General features: G+C 40.5%; 21 protein-coding genes and 1 tRNA gene. 11 read left to right on the top strand and 11 right to left on the bottom strand.

The features are described 5' to 3' along the window. Positions 1–21: 21 nt before the first annotated feature. Together H8692_RS03080 and H8692_RS03075 are read right to left on the bottom strand one after the other, a co-directional pair. Positions 22–1371 (bottom strand): penicillin-binding transpeptidase domain-containing protein, encoded by a 1350-nt coding sequence (locus H8692_RS03080; RefSeq protein WP_187524966.1) that lies wholly within the window; start codon positions 1369–1371, stop codon positions 22–24. Then, entirely contained in the window at positions 1368–3395 is a 2028-nt protein-coding gene (locus H8692_RS03075; protein WP_187524965.1) for an FtsW/RodA/SpoVE family cell cycle protein, read from the bottom strand. The genes H8692_RS03080 and H8692_RS03075 overlap by 4 nt, the downstream gene beginning before the upstream one ends. A gap of 188 nt (positions 3396–3583) precedes the next feature. Here H8692_RS03075 and H8692_RS03070 point away from each other — a divergent pair, with 188 nt between their 5' ends. Continuing rightward, entirely contained in the window at positions 3584–4144 is a 561-nt protein-coding gene (locus tag H8692_RS03070; protein WP_177267812.1) for a DUF6506 family protein, read from the top strand. 73 nt (positions 4145–4217) lie between these two features. Here the strand turns inward: H8692_RS03070 and H8692_RS03065 are convergent, their stop codons facing one another. The 5 genes from H8692_RS03065 to H8692_RS03045 form a co-directional block, all read right to left on the bottom strand. Then, a complete protein-coding gene (locus H8692_RS03065; RefSeq protein ID WP_177267810.1) occupies positions 4218–5927 on the bottom strand; it encodes a [FeFe] hydrogenase, group A in 1710 nt (569 codons plus the stop codon). A gap of 3 nt (positions 5928–5930) precedes the next feature. Then, positions 5931–7808, bottom strand: coding sequence for an NADH-quinone oxidoreductase subunit NuoF (nuoF, locus tag H8692_RS03060; RefSeq protein ID WP_177267809.1), 1878 nt, complete (start codon positions 7806–7808; stop codon positions 5931–5933). Between the two features lie 9 nt (positions 7809–7817). Further along, on the bottom strand, positions 7818–8267 hold the full coding sequence (locus H8692_RS03055; protein WP_177267808.1) for a complex I 24 kDa subunit family protein: 450 nt from the start codon (positions 8265–8267) through the stop codon (positions 7818–7820). Between the two features lie 207 nt (positions 8268–8474). Continuing rightward, positions 8475–9455 carry a biotin--[acetyl-CoA-carboxylase] ligase gene (locus H8692_RS03050; RefSeq protein WP_177267807.1) on the bottom strand — a complete coding sequence of 327 codons (981 nt, stop codon included), beginning with the start codon at positions 9453–9455 and terminating at the stop codon, positions 8475–8477. Positions 9456–9513: 58 nt separating this feature from the next. After that, the gene (locus H8692_RS03045) at positions 9514–10392 is read right to left on the bottom strand and encodes a LysR family transcriptional regulator (RefSeq protein ID WP_187525124.1); all 879 of its coding nucleotides are present in this window, start codon (positions 10390–10392) and stop codon (positions 9514–9516) included. Between the two features lie 144 nt (positions 10393–10536). On the opposite strand from H8692_RS03045, the gene H8692_RS03040 reads away from it, so the two are divergent. The 5 genes from H8692_RS03040 to H8692_RS03020 all read left to right on the top strand — a co-directional run bounded on the left by H8692_RS03040 (position 10537) and on the right by H8692_RS03020 (position 13852). Continuing rightward, positions 10537–10779, top strand: coding sequence for a hypothetical protein (locus H8692_RS03040; protein WP_187524964.1), 243 nt, complete (start codon positions 10537–10539; stop codon positions 10777–10779). A gap of 40 nt (positions 10780–10819) precedes the next feature. Further along, a complete protein-coding gene (locus tag H8692_RS03035; RefSeq protein ID WP_187524963.1) occupies positions 10820–11251 on the top strand; it encodes a cupin domain-containing protein in 432 nt (143 codons plus the stop codon). Between the two features lie 20 nt (positions 11252–11271). After that, positions 11272–11598, top strand: coding sequence for a carboxymuconolactone decarboxylase family protein (locus tag H8692_RS03030; RefSeq protein ID WP_177267804.1), 327 nt, complete (start codon positions 11272–11274; stop codon positions 11596–11598). Between the two features lie 16 nt (positions 11599–11614). Then, positions 11615–12751, top strand: coding sequence for an aldo/keto reductase (locus tag H8692_RS03025; RefSeq protein WP_177267803.1), 1137 nt, complete (start codon positions 11615–11617; stop codon positions 12749–12751). Between the two features lie 201 nt (positions 12752–12952). Next, positions 12953–13852: a DMT family transporter gene (locus H8692_RS03020; protein WP_187524962.1), complete on the top strand. Its 900-nt coding sequence runs from the start codon at positions 12953–12955 to the stop codon at positions 13850–13852. Between the two features lie 5 nt (positions 13853–13857). Here H8692_RS03020 and H8692_RS03015 read toward each other — a convergent pair whose 3' ends face one another. Beyond that, on the bottom strand, positions 13858–15600 hold the full coding sequence (locus tag H8692_RS03015; RefSeq protein WP_187524961.1) for an AraC family transcriptional regulator: 1743 nt from the start codon (positions 15598–15600) through the stop codon (positions 13858–13860). A 190-nt stretch (positions 15601–15790) separates the two neighbouring features. Here H8692_RS03015 and H8692_RS03010 point away from each other — a divergent pair, with 190 nt between their 5' ends. Both H8692_RS03010 and H8692_RS03005 read left to right on the top strand, forming a co-directional pair. After that, a complete protein-coding gene (locus H8692_RS03010; protein WP_187524960.1) occupies positions 15791–17014 on the top strand; it encodes a saccharopine dehydrogenase family protein in 1224 nt (407 codons plus the stop codon). A 16-nt stretch (positions 17015–17030) separates the two neighbouring features. Next, positions 17031–18665 (top strand): APC family permease, encoded by a 1635-nt coding sequence (locus H8692_RS03005; RefSeq protein WP_177267759.1) that lies wholly within the window; start codon positions 17031–17033, stop codon positions 18663–18665. Between the two features lie 182 nt (positions 18666–18847). Here H8692_RS03005 and H8692_RS03000 read toward each other — a convergent pair whose 3' ends face one another. The 3 genes from H8692_RS03000 to H8692_RS02990 form a co-directional block, all read right to left on the bottom strand. Further along, positions 18848–19183 (bottom strand): sporulation initiation factor Spo0A C-terminal domain-containing protein, encoded by a 336-nt coding sequence (locus tag H8692_RS03000; RefSeq protein WP_177267758.1) that lies wholly within the window; start codon positions 19181–19183, stop codon positions 18848–18850. Then, entirely contained in the window at positions 19180–19665 is a 486-nt protein-coding gene (locus H8692_RS02995) for a helix-turn-helix domain-containing protein (protein WP_187524959.1), read from the bottom strand. Before H8692_RS02995 ends, H8692_RS03000 begins: the two co-directional genes overlap by 4 nt. 272 nt (positions 19666–19937) lie before the next feature. Beyond that, positions 19938–20013 (bottom strand) — tRNA-Lys (locus tag H8692_RS02990). A 135-nt stretch (positions 20014–20148) separates the two neighbouring features. Here H8692_RS02990 and H8692_RS02985 point away from each other — a divergent pair. The 3 genes from H8692_RS02985 to H8692_RS02975 all read left to right on the top strand — a co-directional run bounded on the left by H8692_RS02985 (position 20149) and on the right by H8692_RS02975 (position 24399). Next, positions 20149–20292 carry a hypothetical protein gene (locus H8692_RS02985; RefSeq protein WP_177267756.1) on the top strand — a complete coding sequence of 48 codons (144 nt, stop codon included), beginning with the start codon at positions 20149–20151 and terminating at the stop codon, positions 20290–20292. Positions 20293–20492: 200 nt separating this feature from the next. Continuing rightward, positions 20493–21215, top strand: coding sequence for a hypothetical protein (locus tag H8692_RS02980; protein WP_177267755.1), 723 nt, complete (start codon positions 20493–20495; stop codon positions 21213–21215). 19 nt (positions 21216–21234) lie between these two features. Beyond that, the gene (locus H8692_RS02975) at positions 21235–24399 is read left to right on the top strand and encodes a zinc-ribbon domain-containing protein (protein ID WP_187524958.1); all 3165 of its coding nucleotides are present in this window, start codon (positions 21235–21237) and stop codon (positions 24397–24399) included. Positions 24400–24409: the final 10 nt, after the last annotated feature.

Here is a 24409-nt window from a genome sequence, read left to right as displayed (position 1 = left end):
AAGAAGTGGGCGTTTTTTTCCTTAGTTAACGATATCCTGAAGAACCTTGTTTGCAACTGATCCTGCCGCATCAGCTCCGTATCCTCCGTTTTCTACCATGACGATAAAAGCATACGGATTGGTTTCATCATTAAGAAAGCCTGCAAACCATGCATGAGGTCTTTTGTTGTTGCCGACTTCTGCTGTTCCTGTTTTTGCACATATATTCAATCCCGGATAATTTTCTGAACCGTAATGAGCAGATACATTGTTTGCCATCATTTCCGTCAAAGAAGAGGCCGTAGATGAATCGATCATGCTCTTGGTTTTTATTCCGAACATAGGTAACTTGGCAAGTTGTTTATCTATGAAAGAAGTTGGCTTTATAATGGTTGGAAGTGTCGCTTCACCTCCGTTTGCGATTGCTCCCATATATATCATCATCGCACATGGATTTATCATATCTTTCCACTGTCCTATACCGGTCCATGCCAGATTCATGCCGCTGTCGGGAAATTCAAACGTTCCTTCGCTGGTCTTTATTCCGTCTATGTCATATGAACTTGTAAGTCCCGCTTTTTTTGTATACTCCTCCATCAGCGCAGGTCCCAGCTTTTCGGCAAGCTGTCCGAAGTAACAGTTGCATGAAACTTCCAGAGCCTTCTCGAGATTTACGGTTCCGTGGGCTTGAAGATCCGTGACTTTATAATTACCTCCATAGCTTACTGAGCCGGTACAATTGAATTCCCAGGTGTAAGCGTCGTCAAGATTTTCTATAGCGGCTGCCGCTGTAACAAGTTTAAATATAGAACCGGGAACAAAGGTTGCTGATGTCAGTCTGTTTATATATACACCGTCTTCCGGAGAGGCGGGCGGATCGATGGGATCGTATGTAGGAGCACTTACCATACAGATGATTTCCCCTGTTTTATAGTTATATACGCCTACTGTACCGTTGCGTCCGTTAAGAGCTTCATAAGCTGTGGCACACACGTCTGCATCCAGCGTGAGTGTAACATCTTTTCCTGCATTGTTGAGGGAATAGACACCGTTGATGAAATCATAGCCTATGAGTTCATCGGTGAAAGCTCTGTTGGCTCCTGTGGATATGTTATTATCTTTATCTCCTGTTATATGCATCAGTGCTTTTCGAATAGAAGTATTGTCATTGTATATCATGCCGTCAGTGGTGTTTTGCATGAGAAGATTCCCGTTGACATCATAGAGTTTCCCTTTGGAAAGATCTCCTTCGTTATATACATCTCTGTTGCCTTCATATGATGCCCAGTCATCGCCGTGGGCAAAGTACCTGTAAGAAAATATTCCTACGCCTATAAGTAGAACACCTGCCAGAAGAAGACACATGATGGCACGCTTTTCTATTTTTTTCATTTATCGTCACCTCCAAAAATATCATCCAGAGTTACCGGCGAGTCATTATGATGATCCTGCAGTGATTGCGATGGCCGTGGACGTTGGGACTGCCGGGAAGGTCTGTTTTTTTGCTGTGACGGATGTTCGAAACTTTCGAAAAAATCTTCATCGGAAAAATCTGTATATTGTATTGGTTTTCTGTCAGCTTTCCGTGATTTTTTTACTACTGTAGTATTTTCGAATCTTCGTTTTGAAGAAGGCTTTCTGATTTTTGAAGCTTTAGGTATTGATCGGTAAAGTTCATCAGGATCTTCAAGGCTACCGCCTTCGAGTTCCTGCTCAAATTCTCCTTTTTTGTCCAACCTTATGGCAAAGCTGGCGTTTTGTCGTGTATCAGCTGCTTTGAGGAAAGCAAGAAGTCCCCACGAGGCTATCATACTGGTACCTCCCGATGATACAAATGGAAAAGTAACTCCTGTGAGAGGCAGCAGGTCTACAGATCCGAACACATTGAGTATGGTTTGGAATATAAACATGGACGTTGCAGCGCAGGCAGCGATACTATAATATGTAGATCTTCCTGCTATTATAGCGCGCACTGCAAAGATTCCCAGAGTTATTATGCATAATACTGAGAGAATAGCTATTATAAGACCCCACTCTTCACTTAAGAGTCCGAATACAAGATCTGTGCTGGCTGCTGCTACATCACTGAGATTGCCTTCCCCGGCGCCAAGGCCAAGAAGCCCTCCGCTTGCGGCAGAGGTCATAGTCTGGACCTGCTGGAATCCCCCTGCTGTGGGATCTTCCCATACATGCCCCCATGTTTCGAATCTTGCACCTATATATGGTTTAAACCTCAGCACCATGAGGCCCATGAGCCCTGCGGCGCCTACGATCAGTATGAGTTTAGAGAAGTCTCCGCTTCTGAGGAACGAGATAACGAGAAATGTGACAAAGAAGATGATTGCTGTACCGAAGTCCCCCATTATTGCAAGGCAGCCAAGGCAAAATACAGAGAAAGCCATAAATATAGTTAGATTTTTTCTTTGCTGCAGTTCATCTAATGTAGCTGCTCCCACATATACGAATACAATTTTAACAAGCTCAGACGGCTGGAATGAAAAGCCTCCTATTTGAACCCAGTTTTGTGCTCCATATTTTATGGTACCGAGAGCGAGATTTATTATCAGCAGAAAGACGCTGACCGCCATAAGTATATATGTAATCTTCTTAGCTCTGTTGAGATCTCTCAGATACCAGCAAAGTCCAAAGAAAAGGCCCAGTCCCAAAATTACACATACGGCCTGTTTGAAAACAGAGCCGGGATAGGCGGAAGCTGTAACTGCAAGGCTTAGGGTAGAAAGGAAAAATGCGATTATTTCCATTTCAAATCCTACTCTTTTAAGAACTCTCATGAAAATTACATAAAACCACATAAGGCCGCAGAGAAGGGCAAATGCTATAGGCAGATTGGCAGGGAAGTTTTCTCCCAAGGATATTTTAAACTGTATGACTGCCAGCAGCTGAAATATACTTAATGCTACAAGAGAAGGCCATGGTGATACCGGACGAGTTTTCCGTCTGCGCCGTTCTATATTTGACATACGTTCCTGGAGACTTACCGGATACAGTGTGAAATCTGATCCTCCAATGGTAAGAACATCTCCGGCTTTTAAGACAGTAGCTTTTTTTACGGGATTTCCGTTTATTTTAGAACCATTTTTAGAATTAAGGTCATTATATTTCCAGATTCCGTCGGAATCTCTTATAAGAGTAGCGTGGCTGCGGGAAACACTTGTGAGATTCAATATGATATCGCAGCCTCGGCCTCTGCCGATTAGATTTTCCCAGTGAGTCAGAGGAACGCTGCTGCCATCGGGACATCCTAAGTAAGCCCAGATCTCGGAAGGGTTCCGGGCCTGCAGCAGTGAACGTATCTGTCTTATAAGTATGAACGCTGACAGAAATAAAAAAATCCATCGAACAGCAGTTGTAAAATATATACCGGCCATCTGTACGGCCGTAGTTAGAAGTTCCATATAAATATTTCCTTTTTTATTTTTAAAACTTAAGATTATACAGAGTTATTATAGTAAAGAAATTTGTCGTTGATGTGATGAAATTTTTAATCACTTGTTTCGGTAAAGTTTTTGCTGCTTGCACAAGGGATAGCAAGGTGATAATATATCTTTAAATATCAGGAGAAATATATTTTTGGAGGTTTTAGATGTTAAAGTTTGCTTTTTTAATTAATGTTCCGGGACAGTCTCCCGAAACTTATTCGGCTGTATATAAAAATCATAAGAGCTATAGTATCATCGCAGGTGTGGATGGCATGGAAGCGGGAAAAGAATATATAAAAAAGCTGGTTGCCAGAGGTTTTACTCTTATTAATCTATGTGGTGATTTTGATGATGAGACTGTTGCTTATATGAGAGAAGATGCAGGGGAAGGTGTGCAGATAGATAATGCCAAATATTCTATCGATGAACTTGCTAAATTAAATAAACTGCAGTCATTTAAGGATTACGGAATTATCATACAGATGGAAGGGGTAGAGACTCCCAAGAAAGTGAATTTGGAGTGCGATGAGTGCATAACTACGGCAGTTTTTGTTAAAGATCTCAAGCAAGCCAAAGAGGTTGCCGCAAAGCTGGCAAGGCGAAGAATTGGATTCATAGAACTTTGCGGATGGTTTGACAGACTTATGATGGAAGAAGTTGTAAATTATATAGATGGCGCTGTTCCTATAGGAACATGTGGAGATATGGAACTTACAGATCTGTGATACAAAGCGGATATATAAAAGACAAGACCTTCAGTATGATTGTGTGAAGGTCTTGTCTTTTTATTGATAAGTATTATTTGTAATGTAGCAGTCTGTGCGCATTGTCTCCTGAAAGGAGGTCGTTATAAAGTGCTTCTGTAACGGGATTTGCCTGTGATGTACGGACATTTGACATTTTGTCTGCATTGTACATGCCTTCAGATCTTTCAGGTCTTGCTCTTCCGATAACGAATGGCTGACCTGCTCCGGCTATACAGCCTCCTTGACATGCCATGACTTCTACGAAATCATAATAAGCTTCACCGGATTGTATTGCTTTTATAAGGTTTTCTGCATTTCTGAGACCGTTTACGATAGCAATGGAAAGAACTCTCTCTTCTCCGAATGGAAGTTTGACTTCTTTTACACCTTCCAGTCCGCGTACGCCTGTAAATGCGATTTCATCAAGTTCAGATCTGTTTTCAGGGTTTACTACATTTCTGATGACAGCCTCTGTTACACCACCTGTTACACCGAATATAACACCGGCTCCGCTGGCAATACCAAATGGCATATCGACAGCTTCAGGCTGGAGATCCTTAAAATTGAGACCGGATTCAATAATCAGTGTAGCGAGTTCATGAGTTGTGATGGAAAGATCTACGACTTGCTCTCCGTTCATCTTGAGGTCTTCACGCTGTATTTCATATTTTTTTGCGGTACAAGGCATTATGGCTATATTTTTAACGATTTTGTTATTTTTTTTGCCTGCGGCATCCTTCTTTGCCTTTTCTTTCAATACAGATCCAAACATTTCCATAGGTGATTTGCAGCTGGATATATTATCCATAAGTTCAGGGTGTTTGTTTTCTGCATATTTTACCCATGCAGGACAACATGATGTGAAGAGTGGGAGTTTTTCTCCTGAATTCAGTCTTTCTACGAATTCAGCAGCTTCTTCTATTACTGTAAGATCTGCACTTGTAGCTGTATCATATACTTCATCGAAACCTAATTTTCTGAGAGCTGCTACAATTTTTCCCATGACATTGGTCCCGTAAGGGAAATTAAAATCGTCACCGAGAGCGACTCTTACAGCAGGAGCTATTTGAGCCTGAACGATGATATTGTCATCATTAAGCATTTCCCAAAGCTCAGGAAGATTGCTTCGTATAGTGATGGCAGCTGTAGGACATACAGCGGAACACTGTCCGCAGTTGACACAGTTGGTTTCCGCTATAGGCATATCAAAGGCAGGCATTACTTCCATATTCGAACCTCTGTTGACAAAGTCCATAGCTCCGACATTTTGTATTTCGTCGCATACACGTATGCAGTCTCCGCAGAGGATACATTTATCAGGATGTCTTATGATAGCAGGAGAGGACATATCTTTTGTTCCGTCCATACTGTAGGTTTCAAAACGTACAGTATCTACTCCGAAACGCTGAGCCTGATTGAGAAGCTCGCAGTCTCTTCTTTTTTCACAGGTGATACAATCCCTGTTATGGTCTGCCAGCATAAGTTCCAGAATCATTTTTCTGTATTCCCTGATTCGTGGAGTGTTGGTTTTTATTTCCATTCCGGCTTTCGGCGGAGTGGAGCAGGATGCTATGATTCCGCCCTTTTTATCTTCTACTATGCACATTCTGCAGGCGCCGAAGGTAGAAAGCTGTGAATGGTGACATAGAGTGGGAACGTCGAATCCGGCTTTTCGGATCAGATCCAAAAGTGTTTTTTCACCTTCTATAGGAACAGGTCTTCCATTGACGATCATAGTTCTTGGTTTGTTAATAGCACTCATTCTTTAGCCCTCCTTAATTGCGTTGAACTTACATTTTTCTATACATGCTCCGCATTTAATACATGTGGCGGGATCAATCTCAAACGGTTCCTTTACTTTACCGGAAATGGCATTTACAGGACAGACTCTCGAACAAAGCGAACATCCCTTGCAGAGTCCTTTATCGATATAAATTGTTTTTAATGCTTGACAGTTTCCTGTTCTGCATTTTTTTTCAACTATATGTTCTATATATTCATCTCTGAAATATTTAATGGTTGATTTAACCGGATTAGCCGCGGTTTTGCCCAATCCGCAAAGAGCTGTTGCCGTAACAGTGTCGGCAAGCTGCTCCAATGTTTCCAGATCAGATAACTCTCCGTTCCCGGCAACGATTTTTTCGAGAATATCAAGCATTCTTCTGGTTCCCTCACGGCAAGGAACGCATTTTCCACATGACTCGTTCTGGGTGAAATTCATAAAGAATCTGGCTACCTCTACCATACATGTATCTTCGTCCATTACTACAAGTCCGCCTGAACCTATCATTGCTCCTACTTTTTTCAGACTGTCAAAATCGAGAGGAAGTTCCAGATGCTCTTCTGTGAGACATCCGCCGGAAGGACCTCCGATCTGTACGGCCTTAAACTTTTTACCGCCTCTGATTCCCCCTCCAATATCGTATATTACCTGTCTTAAAGTTGTTCCCATAGGAACTTCTATAAGTCCGGTATTTACGATATTGCCTGTCAGAGCGAAAGCCTTTGTTCCCGGACTTCTTTCAGGTCCTATTGTTTTATACCAGTCGGCGCCCTTATCTATAATGATGGGAACATTCGCAAATGTTTCAACATTGTTGAGAAGTGTTGGTTTGCCGTAAAGACCATGTTCGACGGTTCTTGGAGGTTTAACACGAGGCATTCCTCTGTTTCCTTCTATTGATGTGGTCAGAGCACTTCCTTCTCCACATACGAAGGCTCCGGCTCCCTTTACGATATGTATGTCAAAATCAAAACCTGATCCCAGTATATTTTCTCCAAGAAGTCCGATGTCCCTTGCCTGATTGATGGCATTGGTCAGTCTTTCTACGGCAAGAGGATATTCCGCCCTTACATATATGTATCCCTCTGTGGCCCCTGAAGCATATCCGGCTATCATCATACCTTCAAGCATTTTATGAGGATCACCTTCCATGATGCTTCTGTCCATAAATGCGCCGGGATCTCCTTCATCTCCATTGCATACAACATATTTTACAGGTGATTTTTGAGCCTTTACTTGTGACCATTTTCGTCCTGCAGGGAATCCTGCGCCTCCTCTTCCTCTGAGATTGGAATCTGTGATTACATTTATGACTTCGTCTTTTGTCATATCAAACATGGATTTTTCAAGGGAAGTGTATCCGCCGTAGGCTATGTACTCTTTTATAGATTGTGCATCAATCTGTCCGCAGTCTTCAAGAACGAGCCTAGTCTGATGTTTATAAAACGGAATCTCTTCCTGCTCAGGATACTGTATACCGTCTCTGCTGTATATAAGACGTTCTACAATATCATCGTCTACAATAGATTTCTCTACAATTTCCTGACAGTCTTCTTTTTTGACTTTAAGGTAGAATAGTTTGGAAGGTTCTATTCTGAGTACCGGACCCATTTCACAGAAACCATGACATCCGCTTTTCTTAAGACCTATACTGCCTTCGCACGCATCGGAATCCAAAGAAATATCACAGTTGAGGCCGTTTTCTTCTATGAGTTTTTTCAGTTCATCATAAATTTCCATGGAACCGCCTGCAACGCAGCCTGTTCCTCCGCATACATACACTTTTTTCTTCTGTGTGTCTATATGAGCAAGAAATTCTTTTCTGTATTGGTCTAAATGTTTTCTATCTGTTATTTTCATTGGTTCCTCCTATTTCAGTTCTTCAAGTAAAGCTGTGGCTGATTCGGGAGTCATGGCAGGGTAAACTTTATCGTTTACAGTCATTACAGGAGCCAGCCCACAGGCGCCCAGACATGATACCGTTTCAACAGTAAAGAGACCATCGGGAGTTGTCTTCTGAGTCTCTGACAAGCTGAGCTTATTCCTCAGTGCATTTAAAATAGGGATAGATTTTCTTACGTGACATGCTGTTCCGTCACATATCTTGATAACGTACTTTCCTTTCGGTTCCAGTGAAAAATTCTCGTAAAAAGTCGCAACGCTGTAAATTTTTGCGATACTGGTATCAATTTTATCAGCCAGATAAAACAGCGCTTCCTTTGGAAGATATCTGTATTCTTCCTGGATGTCTTGTAAAATAGCGACGATAGGTTTTCTGTCGCCGTGACGAGCTACTATCTCGTCGATTGTTTTACTCATTTTCTCATGATCCATAATGGTTTGCCCTTTCTACATTAGATAGCTGTAACGGTAGATAATTCAGACTAATTAAAATTTTATAAGGTGATTTTACAGTATAGTTAAAAAATTGTCTATAGGTTTCATAAGAAAAGCAAACTTAGTTGCGGAAAAAAACAAAGAAATCGTACTAACTTGTCATGTTGATATCCTTATTTGTTAAAAATATTATAATCTTATGGATATTTCTCCTGTAGATAAAGTTTCTTTTTGACCATCAGGATAAAGGACTATCAGGCATCCGTCGTCATCTATACCGATGGCTTTGGCAGGCAGACCGGGAAGCTCATCTTCGGGACTGATGTTATATCTTCCTTTATATACTCGTATATCTTTTCCGATGACTAGGCTTTTTTGTTTATATGAATTAACAAAGGTACGTTTCTCGAGATTTTCGGTAAAATGAAGAGTTTTAGAGATTATTTCAGCGGCCAGTGCTGCTTTAGAATAATCTCCTTCTACTGCCCCAACAGTATTAAGGATATTGTCCGGGAAACCTTTTACTGTAGTATTGACCCCTATACCTATTACGAGAGCATCTATCTGGCCTGTTTCAAAGTCGGTTATCCCTTCGGTCAGAATTCCGCATATTTTTTTTCCTTTCAGATAAACATCATTCACCCATTTTATTTCTGTTTTCTGTTTGCAGACACATTCTACTGCTTCAGCAACGGCCACTGCTGCAGCTGCAGTAACCAGAATTGATCTGCTTAGATCAAAGGTGGGTTTGATTATAATGCTGAGATATATTCCCTCTCTGGGAGAGAAGAAACTTCTTCCCAGCCTGCCCTTTCCTGCGGTTTGCTGCAAAGCTATTATTGTGGTACCATGAGGCGCTTTTTCCAGCGCCAGCTGCTTTGCTTTCGTATTGGTGGAATCCAGTGTATCATATATATGAATATCATTGTTTTTATAGTTTGCGGGAAGGAATGCCCGGAGATTTTCTTCGGTAATGATGCCGTCTTCTTCTATGAGTTTATAACCTTTGTTTGTTACAGCTTGTATTATATAACCTTCTTCTCTGAGTGCTTTTATTGCTTTCCATACGGCAGTGCGTGATATATCCAGATGGTTGGAAAGTGTTTCTCCTGAGAGATAACCATGGTTGTTTTCTCTTAGAGCTTTCAAAATCAGATTTTTTGTTGACATGAAGTCCTCCTTAAATAAAAATTATATATTTTTACAGATTTTCATGACGCCGGATAATTTAATCCAGTTCCTGCTGAAGTATCTCGAGCATTTTTTTTGCGGCGGATGAAAAGATCTGATATTTTTTCCATGCTATGAACAGTTCTGCTTTTATGGCAGGTTCAAAGGGACGGAAACATAGGCTGCTGTTTTCAAAAAGTTCCAACAGTTTATCAATGCACAGTGCATATCCAAGTCCTTCTTCTGTCATGATGGAAGCATTATATATCAGATTATAAGTTCCGATGATATCCAGACTTTCAAACGGTTTACCCAGCCAGCCCGAAAGTTCATTTTGTATCAGCGCCTGTCTGGAACAGATAATAGGAATTTTCTGAAGATTTTCCGGAGAAATGGCTTCAAGCTGTGCTAAGGGATCATCTTTTCTCATCAATACTCCCCACTTGTGATAATAAGGCAGCTGCAAATAATCATATTTTTTAAGATTTGTCATTCCTACAAAAAGGCCAAAATCCAGAAGTCCTTTATCAAGCCTTTCTGATACATCTTCCCCGTTCCCGCTGAATAGACTGAAGCGAACGTCAGGATAGAGGCTTCGCATTCGATGCAAGGCTCTGCCTATATATCGTATGGCTTCTGTTTCGCCTCCTCCGATGAAGATTTCACCGGAAATGGTTTCCGGTCCCCCGTTAAATGCGGCTTCTGTTTTATCAGTGAGTTCTATTATCTCCTGAGCTCGTTTGCGCAGAAACATACCGTCTTCAGTAAGTGTTATTTTTCGGTTTCCTCTTATAAACAGTTTTTTTCCAAGCTCGTTTTCCAGCTCCATCAACTGTTTTGACAGGGTTGGCTGAGTTACGTGTAGCGTTTCTGCTGCCGCTGTTATATTTTGTTCTCTCGCTACAGCGAGAAAATACCGTAAGACACGAAGTTCCATCAATTATAACCTTTCTTATGCATATAAAGTGTTTCTTTTAAAATCATTATAAGTATTCTTAAAAATTATGGCAAGTAATAGTTTATAGGTATTTGCTATTAATATAAAATTGGAATAAAATCAGAGTAACGGGAGGCATGAAAAATGTTATCGGATAATGAGATAAAGGTTTTAAGACAAATGCTGGAAGATTCCGGATGCGGCAGCGCAGAAACGGAAAAGTTCATCAGGTGCCGCAGAAACGGAACGTGTGAAGATCAGCTTGCGGTATTGTTTCACCATAGAAAACGCCTGCTGTCTGACAGTCATAAGATACAGCGTCAGATAGAATGTCTGGACTATCTTATATATAAATTAAAAAGAAATGATTTTAAAATAAAAGGATAAACCGGAACTATAAAAACAGATTCTGCAAGGAGGTAAAATTATGGATACAGAGACGATTAAAAAGAAGCTGGGCCCTGGGGCAGTATTTGATATAGGAGAAGAAAATACTGCATTTGCTGAGTTTTTTGATGGAAAGAGTTATCTGAGTATGTTATCTTCCCATCAGGTAGGTATAGCAAATGTTACATTTGAGCCGGGATGCCGTAATCACTGGCATATACATAAAGCCACTGAGGGAGGCGGTCAGATATTGCTTGTCACAGCCGGAAGGGGCTGGTATCAGGAATGGGGGAAAGAAGCAAGAAAATTGTGTGCAGGGGACACAGTGAACATTCCGCCGAATGTGAAACACTGGCATGGAGCTGCAAAAGACAGCTGGTTTCAGCATATTGCCATTGAAGTGCCGGCGGAAGGAGCTGTCAATGAATGGATGGAAGCAGTAGACAGAGACGATTATGATAAGTTAAAGTAAATATGTCAGGAGGCAAAAAAATGAAAAAACAGACGGCAGGAAGAGAGGCTCTCGGAGAATTCGCCCCTAAATTTGCGCAGCTTAATGATGATATATTATTCGGTCAGGTGTGGAGCCGTGAAGATGAACTGTCTCTAAGAGACAGGAGCCTTGTAACAGTAGTGGCGCTTATGTCCCAGGGACTTGTGGATTCTTCTTTCAGATATCATCTGAAGTCTGCTAAAGATAATGGAATTACAGAAACGGAAATAGCGGAAATTTTGACACATGCGGCTTTTTATGCCGGGTGGCCTAAGGCTTGGGCGGCATTCCGCATGGCTATGGAAGTATGGTCAGATAAGGAATGAGTGTAGGAGGATAACCATGATATATAAAGATTTTAAAGATAAAAAATTATCAGCTCTTGGAATGGGAGCCATGAGGCTTCCGGTAGAAAAAGGTGATGATTCAAAAATTGATACTGATAAGACCAGAGAAATGGTAGCCTATGCTATGGAAAAGGGTATAAATTATTATGATACAGCATGGGGCTACCATGCAGGAAATTCTGAGCTGGTAATGGGGGAAGTTCTCAGTGAATACCCTAGGGAATCATTTTATTTGGCAGATAAATTTCCGGGGTATGATCTTTCGAATATGGATAAGGTAGAAAGTATATTTGAAAAACAGCTGGAAAAATGTCGTGTGGAGTATTTTGATTTTTACCTTTTTCATAATGTCTGCGAAATGAATATAGAGCAGTATTTGGACGAAAAATACGGTATTATGGATTACTTATGGCAACAGAAGCGCAATGGCAGGATAAAACACCTGGGCTTCTCTGTACATGGAAGTTTTGATGTAACTGAGAGATTCCTTGAAAAATACGGAGATAGAATGGAATTTTGTCAGGTACAGCTTAATTATCTGGATTTGACTTTTCAGAAAGCTGATGAAAAACTGGATTTGCTGGAGGAATATGGAATACCTGTATGGGTGATGGAGCCTTTGCGCGGAGGACGCCTTGCAAGGCTTACTGAAGAGCAGGAGAAAAAACTGAAAGATCTTAGGCCTGATGAGGCGATTCCCGCTTGGGCGTTTAGATTTCTTCAGTCTATTCCATCTGTGAAAGTAATTTTGTCGGGAATGTCAGATTTTCACCAGTTAAAAAGCAATATAGAAACCTTTGAAGCGGACAGACCTTTAAATGATAAGGAGATGGAGGAACTTCAGAAGATCGCAGAGGAAATGCTGGGTGAAAAAGTATTGCCTTGCACAGCATGTCATTACTGTACCAGTCATTGCCCTAAAGGACTTAATATTCCGGATCTTTTGAAGCTGTATAATGAGCATACTTTTACAGAAGGGGGCTTTCTGGCGCCTATGGCTCTCAGTGCTCTTCCTGATGATAAGAAACCGAATGCATGTATAGGATGCAGACAATGTGAGGCAGTCTGTCCGCAACAGATAAAGATCTCCGAGGCAATGTCGGATTTTACTCAGAAGCTGGCGGATAAGTAGCGTGATTTCTTGTTTCACCGGTATCTATTGCAGTGCAGTCAATGTATAGCGTTTTATCATTTATCATGACGGCGTTCCACTCATGGGGAACGCCGTTCATTTTCTTCAGGCTGATTTAAAATTTCCTTGACTGTACACATACAGTATACTGTAATATATAATAGATAAAATATGGAGAGGGTGAATAATTTGCTGGAGAAGATGGTACATAAGTACGGAGCTTCCGTGGGTGTGATAAGTTTGATAGTATCTGCATTCCTGTGGGGCGGAGAATATGTGGTGGCGAAAGATGTTCTGAATATTGTTGAACCTAACTGGTGTAATGCGATTAGATCGTTTTTTACTGCTGTATTTGCAGTCATAATTTGGAGAAAACATTTTAAGAAGGCTACACTTAAGGACTGGAAAAGAGGCGCTATATGCGGAGGGTTTTTCGGTATGGCTACAGCACTGCAGATAATGGGGCTTGAGCTTATAAATGCAGGTATAAATGCTTTTATATCGTCGGCATATGTCGTTCTTGTTCCTTTTATGGTTTGGGCTATAGATAAAAAACGTCCCGCAGGCAAGGTATTTGTGAGCGCTCTTGTGGGAATAATCGGTGTCAGCATAATGTCGGTGACAGGACTGTCCAGCGGAAAGTTATCTATAGGACCGGGAGAAATATTGACGTTGCTTAGTGCTATAGGATACGGCGGAGCTATAGTATCGGCTGATTATTTTACTGAGAAGTCCGGGGTTGAGTTTATTACAGGATGTCAATTTATATTTACATTTGTTATAGCTATAATATTTGCTTTTGCTATAGAATCACCTCCGAATATCACTGTGACAGCACCGATATTCTTTGAATTTATATATCTGATATTTTTCGGTACGTTTATTACTCAGCTGCTGTTTACTTTTGGAGTCAATCACGCTTCAGCAAATCAAGCGGGAGTTATCTTTCCTCTTGAGTCGGTTTCTGCTACAATATTAGGATGTGTTTTTCTGCATGAACAGCTTAAGGCGGTACAGGTGATCGGAGGTCTGTTGATAATAGCAGCGATAGTCATCAGCAATATTTCTTTGAAAAAAAACAAAAGTTCTGAAGTGCTGTAGATATATTATATGGAAAGTTCAATTATCATCAGTGCTCCCGGGTTTATGATGAGATCAAGCTTTGGATTTGTTTTAGGGTGTATACAGGAAAAATGAGTTTCGCCCATTGTGGCTCTGTATATATGATTCTTCAGGCGTGATGTTATTTCACAAGCAGATATCATATTATTCAGAGTTGTCGATGCAGCGTGGTCTTTCGAAAATATTCTTGAGATCATGAGAAGATCATTTGCCAGGTCTTGAAGGTGAAGGTGTACGTTTAATGATTGAGTGTCAGTTTTCTGATATAGTATTATAAAAATAGCTGAATCACTTTTTATAAGAACGTATTGATCTCGTATTTCTGATACATTGCCGCTGATTTCCGCAAGCAATGTATATAGATTGTATTGTGGGGTCGGAAGACCGTCGAGTGTAAAAACAGCTGAATTATTTCCGAATAATTTAAGGCATGAGCCGGGATCTTCCATGCAGTCGGAAAAAGCTTCTGCTGTATGGCGGGGGGATGATTTTCGAAGTTTGGGCATTTTGTATATTATCTCAGCAGGAAGCCCTAAAGCTGCCAGATCTCCCAGGATCTGTTTACTTTCGGGCAGGGCATTGAGAGCGGAGATGGATATTTTGATAGATGTGGGTTTAAGTTTTTTCAGTTGCTCTTTATAGTATCCCATGCGGAGAATATCTGAGGGAGAATCAAGTAAAATGTGAAGTGGAAAAACATCCTTTAGTTTTCTGCCGTCAGGATATTCTGTTTTCACAGGTATAAAAATATGGTGAGAAGCGCGAAGTTTCTCTTCTTTTTTATAGTCTAAATGACTTACATTTAGGTAGGTTTCCAGCAAAGACATAGCTGTTTTCTGGCAGATTTCACCATGATATTTTCTTTCTGACGGAGCAAGCTGTTTTTTATACTGGGCAGGTGTCATATTATGCCATGAGCTGAAACATTTATTAAAATATGAGGATGATGAAAATCCGCAGAATTCACTTATCTGAGTCAGTGTATACTTATTTTCTGCCAGGAATTTCTCTGCATATTCAATACGTACATAGTTTAAGAAATTCTGAAAGCTGAGGCCGGAGGTGTTTTTTATCAGATGCGACACATAGTAGGGGCTGAGATGTTCCAGATCTGCCAGATCATCTAAAGTGATTTTTCGGTCGTAATTGACATAGATATATTTTACTATTCGATATAGCCTGTCAAGATCAAGAGAATTTATTTGATCGCTGTTGGCGCGAAATTGATTATCTTCTATAAAGAATCCCTGAAATTGATTTACCATTATGAATATGAATTCTTTTAGCTTTTCCATCAGCAGAGAATGGTTATTTTCTTTGGTTGTCTTTATCATCATAATCTCTGCAAGATGATGTTTGAGAAAGGACAGTTTGTTTTGAAGAGCCTGCTGGCGTGATTTTGACTGACCTCCGCATTCTTCGCATGCAAAAATCATAAAGTCTATATTGGGATAGAGATCATTGAAGAACTCAAGATCTATATATATTGTAAGCATAAGGACATCTTTTGAAGAATCATATATATGATGAAGATCTTCTGTATCCACCACAAGAAGATCTCCGGACTTAAGATGGTAATTTTGATGATGTACTTTATAGCTGACGGTTCCCTGAAGAACCAAAACCATTTCCATTTCTTTATGATAATGAGGGCCTTCTTGTTTTATGTTGGTAAATGAAATGGAAAAAGGAAGGTTGTCGTAATAATCTACGTGTTCGGGAAGCATAGGTCGTCTCCTTTGGGTTACTTTATAAATATACTGATCTTGTTAAAATAATATGTGGAAATTGCGAAAATAAGAAAAAATAGACGAAATTTTCAAAATATTATATAGTTTAAAACAACAAATCTATAGTAACCTATCTTTTTTAACTTTACAATGTTTTTAAAGTAAATGACAGAAAAGGTGGGGAATTATGAAAAAGATATTGATATTAGGAGTAGGAGCACAGGGCTCCACAGTGGCGCAGCGTATGGATGAAGAAGAAAATGTATCTGAGATTATCTGTGCAGATGCGGATCCGGCAGCAGTGGATAATCTGGTAAAAATACTTAAGAAAGGAAAAGGAAAGCTTGTGGATGCTTCTGATATAGACAGTATCAAAGAAGCGGCAGAAGGTGTAGACCTGATAGTAAATGGACTCCCGCTTAAATTCGGGAAGAATGTATTAGAAGCAGCACTTGAGGTAAAATGTGATTATCAGGATTTTGCCGCTACAGAATCTATCCATAAAAACTGGGTGGAAGGCATAAAGATAATGTATGATGTTTATGGGAAGCGTTTCAGTGATATAGGAAAGACCGCAGTCATTGCTACAGGATCGGCTCCCGGACTTATATGCGTGGCGGCAAGGCATACCATGAAATACCTTGATACATGCGATACTATTTATACTATAGTCTATGAGGGTGTAGAAGCTAAACGCTTTCTTCCTTTCTGGTGGTCGCCGGTAACGGCTTTAAGTGATATGGCGGGCACTCCTATAGCGTACGAAAACGGAGAGCTTATTGAAGGAGAACCTTTCAGCAGACCTATTTACCGCAAATATGATTATCTGGACAAGGAAATCCGTTTTGTTGAACATGATCATGATGAACCGGTTCATATGGGACTCAATGCAAAAGAATTTTTTAAAGGAGCTAAAAATATTTATTTTAAATATGCCGGTGCAGGAGTGGCTTTTGCAGAACCGCTTTACCGGGCAGGACTTCTCTCGAAGGATACCGAGACAATAGACGGAAAAGAAATAAGTCCTTTTAATCTTGTTTTAAAACATATACCGCCTGCTCCTAAATATCATGATGAAATAAAAGAAATTATAGAAGAAGGGCTGGTTTCGGATACTGGCGCAATGGTAGTTGAGGCCACAGGAACAAAAGACGGAAAGCCTGTACGCGTGGAGACTCATGTTTTTGCTCCGGGTTTAGCTGAATCATTTAACAGGGCGGGGCTTACCGCTGAAATGTATCTGACAGGTCAGGGCGGAGCGTTGTTTACAAAAATGTTCGTTGAGGATAAATACACTCAAAAAGGCTTGATATCTTCAGATATGCTGACCTTTGATCAAGTTGATTATTATCGTCAGTGCGCAGAGGAATTGGATATCACTATGGATACAAAGGTTATAGATCTGAACTGAAAAAGGAGGATACAGCATGAAAGACATACAGCAACAGGGCGCCAGAAGCGGTGTAAAAGATGTGATGAAATCAAAAGTCAGCGTACTGTCTGTAGTAGGGATGTTTTACGCTATCTGCTGCGCAGGAGCATACGGAATAGAAGAAATGGTTCCTGAATGCGGGCCGGGATTGACAATAGTTATGTTGCTTGTCCTTCCGATAGTCTGGGCTTATCCATATGGTATGATATGTGCTGAGATGGGTGCTATAAGACCTGTAGAAGGTGGTTCGATGATCTGGGTCAAAGAAGCTCTTGGTGAATTCTGGTTCGCTATCATGGCATTCAGTAATGTGATATGGGGGTTAGTGTGTAATACGGTATACGTGGTACTGTCCATAAGTTATCTGGGCAGCTTCGTAGAGCTGACAGAACTGGAAGCCTATCTTCTGAAGCTTCTGCTGATCGTTATATTCTTTATTATAAACGTTCTCGGACTGAAAGAAGTAAGCGTAGTAAGTACTGTACTTTCTATCATAATCCTCATTGCATTTGCTGCCTGTGCGGCAGTTGGTTTTCTGAACTGGAATCAGAACCCTATGGATCCGTTTATACCTGATGATGTAGGTATTTTTGAAGGTATCGGAGCAGGTCTTGCGATAGGTATATGGATGTATTCGGGATTTGATGAATTGTCATTGTTTGGCGGAGAGATAAAAGATTCCAGCAGAGTTATTCCGAAAGCTCTCATGATAGTTATACCTCTTATCACATTGACGTATGTTCTTCCTACCCTGGCCGGTCTGGCATCGGTAGGACAGTGGGAATCATGGACTACAGAATCCGGAGGAATAGGATATTCGACGATCCTGACAGATAATCTGGGAGCGGTGTTTGGCGTAATATTCATGATTGTGGCAATAATAGGGCAGTGTTCTATATTTAATGTATGTCTGGCTACAGGATCAAGGTGTATACTTATACTTTCTGATGAACATCTGGGACCTCAGTTCTTTTCTAAGCTTACAAAGAAAAAGGGCAGTCCTTATGTAGGCCTTATTATCGTAGCTGCAGTAAGTGCTGTATTGATTCCTTTCAGCTTTGATTTTCTTGTGGTCATAGATGTGTTTTTCATGGTAATTGTAACTGCTTTGACGGTAATAGCCGCATTTATATTGAGAAAGTCTACGCCAAAGGATGAAATATCATTTAAGATACCGGGAGGGACTCCTATGCATACCTTGATGTGTGCATCAGTACTGATTATATGTATTCTTTCCACACTGCTTAACGGCACTGACTGGTTTCTGGGAGGTCTTCTATGGATACTGGTTGTTCCTATACTGTATATAATCTGCAAGAGAATATATGGAGGTTTGACGGTAAAAGATCCTGACAAATATCCTGTAAATCCCAAGACTAAACTTGGTCGCAATGACCTTTTTAAACTGGGCGGATTCTATATGGGAATGGGAGTTTTCGCTCTTCTGGCAAGATGGTTTCTTCAGTGGTATGAAGGCGACTGGGCTGAGGAATATTATATAGAAGAATGGGAAACGGGATTGTTCAGTGATTTCGAGATGATGCTTACGGTCATAACAGTTACGGGAATTATTACTTTTGCAGTAGGGATTATCTTCTGGATGGCCGGCAAGAAATTCGAGAAATTTTAGATATTAAATATGGGGAAATAAAAGAAGAAGACTGAAAAAAGGATGCCGTACGGCACCCTTTTTTCTCTGATGTACCAGACTGGGTCTGTTTTTTCATTTTGTGGTATGAAGTTCTCTTCGTTCAAACTTATATCTATACTATTTTTGAATCGCTGCCGGTAAATATGAGCATGCAAAAAACGCTACGCGCTTTCGGAATGTAATAATGAAATTGTTAGAATGGCTATAAATTCCGAAGGTGTCGGTTTACAGGGAAGTGGATTCTGAGCCAGATCTACAAGCAGCTGAGGATTGTTTTCCCAGGCAACATTTATAATAGTTCTTATGTTGCGTTCGACATTCTTGGCTGAAGTATTATATCGTTTGGCTATTTGAGGATAAAGCCGTTTTGTTACCAGCAACAGGTTCCCTGTATCGGAGAAAGCCATAGAAACAGCGTCTGCCACATAGAAAAAACCGGCATAATTTGCAGTTATGCCCAGACTGGACAGTAATCCGTATATTTTATTGGTCATCATTCATTTTCCTCCATCATAAGGATTAAGTCATGAAATAAAAAAGAAGCGTCTTTTTGTTTTTCCTTGGGAAGTCTTGAAAATGCATCGAGCGTGCGAAGTAAGAGCAAGGCAAACTCTTGCTGTGATTCAGTATAGGAAGGAAAGAGCATTGCTTCCGGATCTACATCCAAATTATCGGCAATGTATTTAACTGTGTCAATGCGGAGATTACAGGTTCCTTTCAAAATTTGCTGCATTTCAGATCTCGAGACGCCCACTTCTTCAGCGAATTCGGTAATAGATTGTTTTTTGCTTGAACGAACAGCGTTCATGAAATTCGACAAGTTCCGCTGTAAAGTCACAAAAATCCCTCCTTTCTTAAGAGCATAAAGCAATAATGAGAGGGAGAAAAGATTTATATAAAGGCTTAACAAACCATTATATCGGTATGCCTGCGGAATATATCTACCGATATACTTTACACCGCGCCGTTTATGCTTCATTGGTATTGAATGACGGCTTTAACGCTTATATAAAGCTGTTTCCATACAGACCCTCGTCTTTAATGATCCCTGCCTACTAAAAATATATATTTTAAATATAGCATAACAGAAAATTAATTAAAATAATTTTTTGTGAGGAATTACGAGCTGTTGTTATGAGAGAAAAATACAGTGATGTGTAATGAGAATGTTTATTTTTTAGAAAGAATGGTTGAACTGTGTGAAAAATTTATAAAAATAAAACCTCAGAATCATTGAAATTCTGAGGTTATTGGTACACCATCACGGGTTCGAACCGTGGACACCCTGATTAAGAGTCAGGTGCTCTGCCAGCTGAGCTAATGGTGCATATTATTATGTTTATTACTGTCAAGCAAAATAGATGATATCATTTTATAAAAAACTTGTCAACAAAAAAATCAATTTATTTCCTCACATACAGAAAATAAATAAGCGCAAAATAAAATTGAGGAGGGATATGATATGAAAAATAATAAAATGAACAATAAGTTCAACAATGAAAAGAGTGAAAGAAACGAGAAAAGTCAAAGACGTGAAAGAAGTGAGAGAAGCCAGAGAAACAGGGCTGAAGAATCCAACCGATCTGAACAGTCAAGCTGCAGATAAAACTTTTTTCACCAAAAAAGGCGAGGTTTTTTCTTACATTGACAATAAGAAAAAGGCTCTGCCTTTTTTGTATACACTTTTTTACAGATGTGTTTGAAATTATCTCCTGTATATAGTATAATACAGGAGACTGTATAATTGTATAACTATACATTAGACCGATGTTTTGAAGTTAAACCATACTAATAGGAGAAGATCACATGACGACAATTATAGTTATAGTTGTTGTGGCCTTAGTTTTTTTTGTTGCGGTATGTGTCGTTTCTTTTATGATCTGGAAACGAGAGTCTGAAATGAGGACAGACAGTATCAGAGCTATAGAAGAAAATTTAGAAAAGCTTACATACGGGCTCTCCTCCGATTTACCTACGGATGATCGGGGCAATACTGCAAACGCAGGAAGAAAGCGTGACATTGGATATATGGAGCCTGTCACAGCTGAAAGCACATCAGCGAAGCCAAAAAGGAACAGAAACTGGGATCCTTTTGGATGGGTGAGAGAGACGGACTGTTCGGACTCAGATGAGAGTGAATACAAACGTATGACGAACAGAAAAGAAGAACAACGAAAAAAAGCGGAAAACAATGATATAGAAGATATAGAAGTCGCAGAATTCATAGAAGAACAAGAAGGCGACAGTCTTTTCGACAATGAGGAAAAGACAGAAATATATCGAGAGATGGTTCATGACGAACCCGAGAAAACGGAGCAACGGATCGAAACAAATGAAACAAACGCTGTCAATGATATAGATGAATCGTATGATAAAGAGTATGACGGCGAAATCGATTTGGATTTTATAGAAACAGCAAACGTGGACAATAATTCAGAGGCTGCGTCTAAAGGCGCTATAGGCTACGATATAGGAAGAAGCGGCAGGAAGTATACGGCAGCGGAATTAGAAACATTGATCAAAGAATAATACCCAGGAGGAGGAACATATGTATTGTAAGAATTGCGGAAATGAGATTGCAGATGGTTCGAAATTTTGCAGCCACTGCGGAAGCCCTGTAACGACAGAGGCTCCTCAACAGCATAGTGCTTCTGCAGCTATTACATCTGAAGAAACGGTACCGGTAAAATCACAGGTGCCTTCTGCAGAACCGGAAACTGATGTAACGGCTGATGATGCTCCCAGAAAGCCGGTGTTCGAAGAATTCCAGTGGAATGTTGAAGACTATCCGGCAAGAGCAGTGGAAAAAACAGAAGATATTGACTTTGACTGGAGTGCAGATCCTCGGGAGATTCCTGATACTATAGACAGATCTGTGGTATCGGAATCTGTATCAAATACTGCTGAATCTGATGACGGAAAAGCGCAGCAGATGTACAGCCAATCTGCGGTATCCGGACAGCAGAAAATTTCTTCTGACGCAAGGATTACAGAGGATGATAACAAACCTTTAAGTGCAGCAGACAGAATAGATAAATTTTATACATTTAACAGAAAGAATGAAGAGTTTCAACAGCTTCTCAACAAAGAATATGAGAAGGTAAAATCCGGAAACTCTATTAAGCATGAGCTTTCTAAAGCGGAAGAGCTGGCTAATCAGAAATTCGAGTCAATACCGGAAGATTCTTCAATGGAAGCCTTCCTTGAAAGAGAGGGAATAGTAAAGCCTTATCAGCCTAAAGCTTTTGAATCCGATGTGCTTCAGAGAATAGAAGCACAAGAGGCTGAGAAAGAAGCTAAGCGGCTTGAGGAAGAAGCCCGCCTTGCTGCGATAGAGGAAGCAAGGAAAGAAGCTGAAGCAGAGGCACAGAAAAAAGCTGCAGAAGAGGCTCGTATAGCTGCAGAAGAAGAGGCTAAAAAGAAAATTGAGGAAGAAGCCAGAGTTAGGGCAGAGGAAGCCAGAATAGCTGCCGAGCAGGAAGCTGCTCGAAAAGCACAAGAGGCAGCACGCCTTAAAGCCGAAGAAGAAGCTAAAATAGCTGCTGAGGCAGAAGCTAAAAAGAAGGCAGAAGAAGAGGCTGCCCGACTTCAGGAAATAGCAAGGCGAAAGGCAGAAGAAGAGGCCAAACTTGCGGAGGAAGCAAGAATAAAGGCGGAAGCAGAAGCTAAGCTTAAGGCTGAAGAAGAGGCACGCCTTAAAGCTGAAGAAGAAGCCAAGATGAAAGCTGAGGCAGAAGCAAAGGTTAAAGCTGCAGAAGAAGCCAGATTGAAGGCTGAAGCTGATCTCAAGGCGGCTCAGGAAGCTGCCAAAATCAGAGCTCAGCAGGAAGCTCGCTTAGCTGCTGAAGCAGAAGCGAAGTTTAAGGCCGAGCAGGAAAGAAAGCAGCTTGAGGCTATAGAAGCACAGAAACGTCTTGAAGAGCAGCGTAGAAAGATTGCTGAGGAAGCTAACCAGGCAGTGGCTCAGGAAGAAGTAAGAAAGGTGATAGAGCAGACAGCCAGAATGAGGGATGAAGAAGCTGCCAAAATCAGAGCTACGGTAGCTGCTATGAGAGACGGTATCGATAATATAAGAGAAAGTTCTGTAAGCCGTGAGGTAGAAGAAGCTCATCAGGCTACAAAAAATCAGATAAACGAAATGGCTAATGCCAGACATACATTTTTTGCTGAACTGGAAGCTGATGATATCAAAGCAGCGGCGGAAGCAGAAATAAAAGATGCAAAGACTGTTACGGGAAGAGAGACAATGCTTTCCGATAAAGATCTTGTACATACGAGAACAGTAGATAAAGCTGCTATTATGGCAGGCCTCAGCGATGATACAATAGTTGCGTCGAAAAAAGCAAATCCTGCTCCTGAAAGTGATGAGGAATTTTTTGACAGTTTAGATAATGCGGCAGGCGAAGTGGAGGAACTTCAAACTATAGATGTCATAGAAAATGAGAATCCTGCACAGGAGCCTGAAGAAATTTCACAGTCTTCAGATCCACAGCCTATAGATTTCAAAAAAGAAACTGACGCAGAGACAGTTGAAGATAATGTGGATGATTTGCTTTTACAATTTGAAAGTGTGAACCATCTTGAAAATCCTCAGTCTTCTGAGACAGAAGAATTTAAGATGAGCGATACCATCCAGGCCGGAAATCTGGGAGAAACTTTTAAAACTGAAGAGAAGCCCGGGTTGAATGAAACTGTTGTCATGCCTCGAGATGAGGAGTTTAGTAAAGCGGCATCAACTAATGATTTTGACAATTATGGTAATGAAGAGGCTGCTGATTACATAAAGAAACATGGCAAGAACAGCATGGATGATTTTTATGGCGATGGCTTCTACGGAGAAGAAGATGATTCTCAGCTTTCTAAGAAGGAGTTGAGAAGGAGAGAGAAGGAGCAGAAGCGACTTGAAAAAGAAAAGGCTAAAGAAGCTAAAATCTTAGCTAAAAGAGATGCTGATTTTGATAATGTTTCCTCAGAAGATGCTGATGATGAGCGTGAGCATAGAGGAGGAAAAGGCCGGCTTGCTCTTAAAATCGTACTTGTAATTCTGATTGTAATTTTAGCGGTTGAAGTGGTGGGAATGGGTGTCAGATTCATTGCACCTCAGAGTAAGGCTGCTGAGTTTATTGACAATCAGCTTAACAAAGTAATTCATCTTATAACCGGAGATGATACTGAATACAGTGTAATAGCTGCTCAGGTCAGGACCGAGCCTATGGAGGATAAAACTGATCTTATAAATTCTCAGAAAGATAAAAATACAGATAAGAATATAAAGAGTATTGTGTACAGTTCGGATCTGGGATATGACGATGAAAGGGACGGTAAGGTGTCGGACCTGGTCCTATCACAGCCTATGACTCAAGTCGAATGGGGTAAAGACGAGGATAATTATCCTGTTTATTATGACGAACAGGTCATAGGCGAGATAATAGCCTTTGAGTCAAATAAAGTAAATCTTATGAACAAAGGCGATGAAAAAGTTTTGGATATGATAAAATCTGATACGAAGTTTTATACGGAAGTGGCTGCTCTTAAAGACAAGAAGACGTCAGGAACTTTTGAAGAGCTGGAGATCGGAGAAATAAGACAGGCAGGCAAAAACTATTATGTATGGGTGAGAGAAACCATAGGAGGAAGTACCGAAGAAAAGGTATATGTGATATATCCTGAAAAGGAATTTGTCATGAAAATATCGGCCTGTTATGTTGTTTAAAAGGAGGTAA

It is taken from the genome of Lentihominibacter hominis (assembly GCF_014385065.1).
GTDB classification, from domain to species: Bacteria; Bacillota; Clostridia; order Peptostreptococcales; family Anaerovoracaceae; genus Lentihominibacter; species Lentihominibacter hominis.
This window is presented reverse-complemented; position numbering and strand designations above follow the sequence as displayed.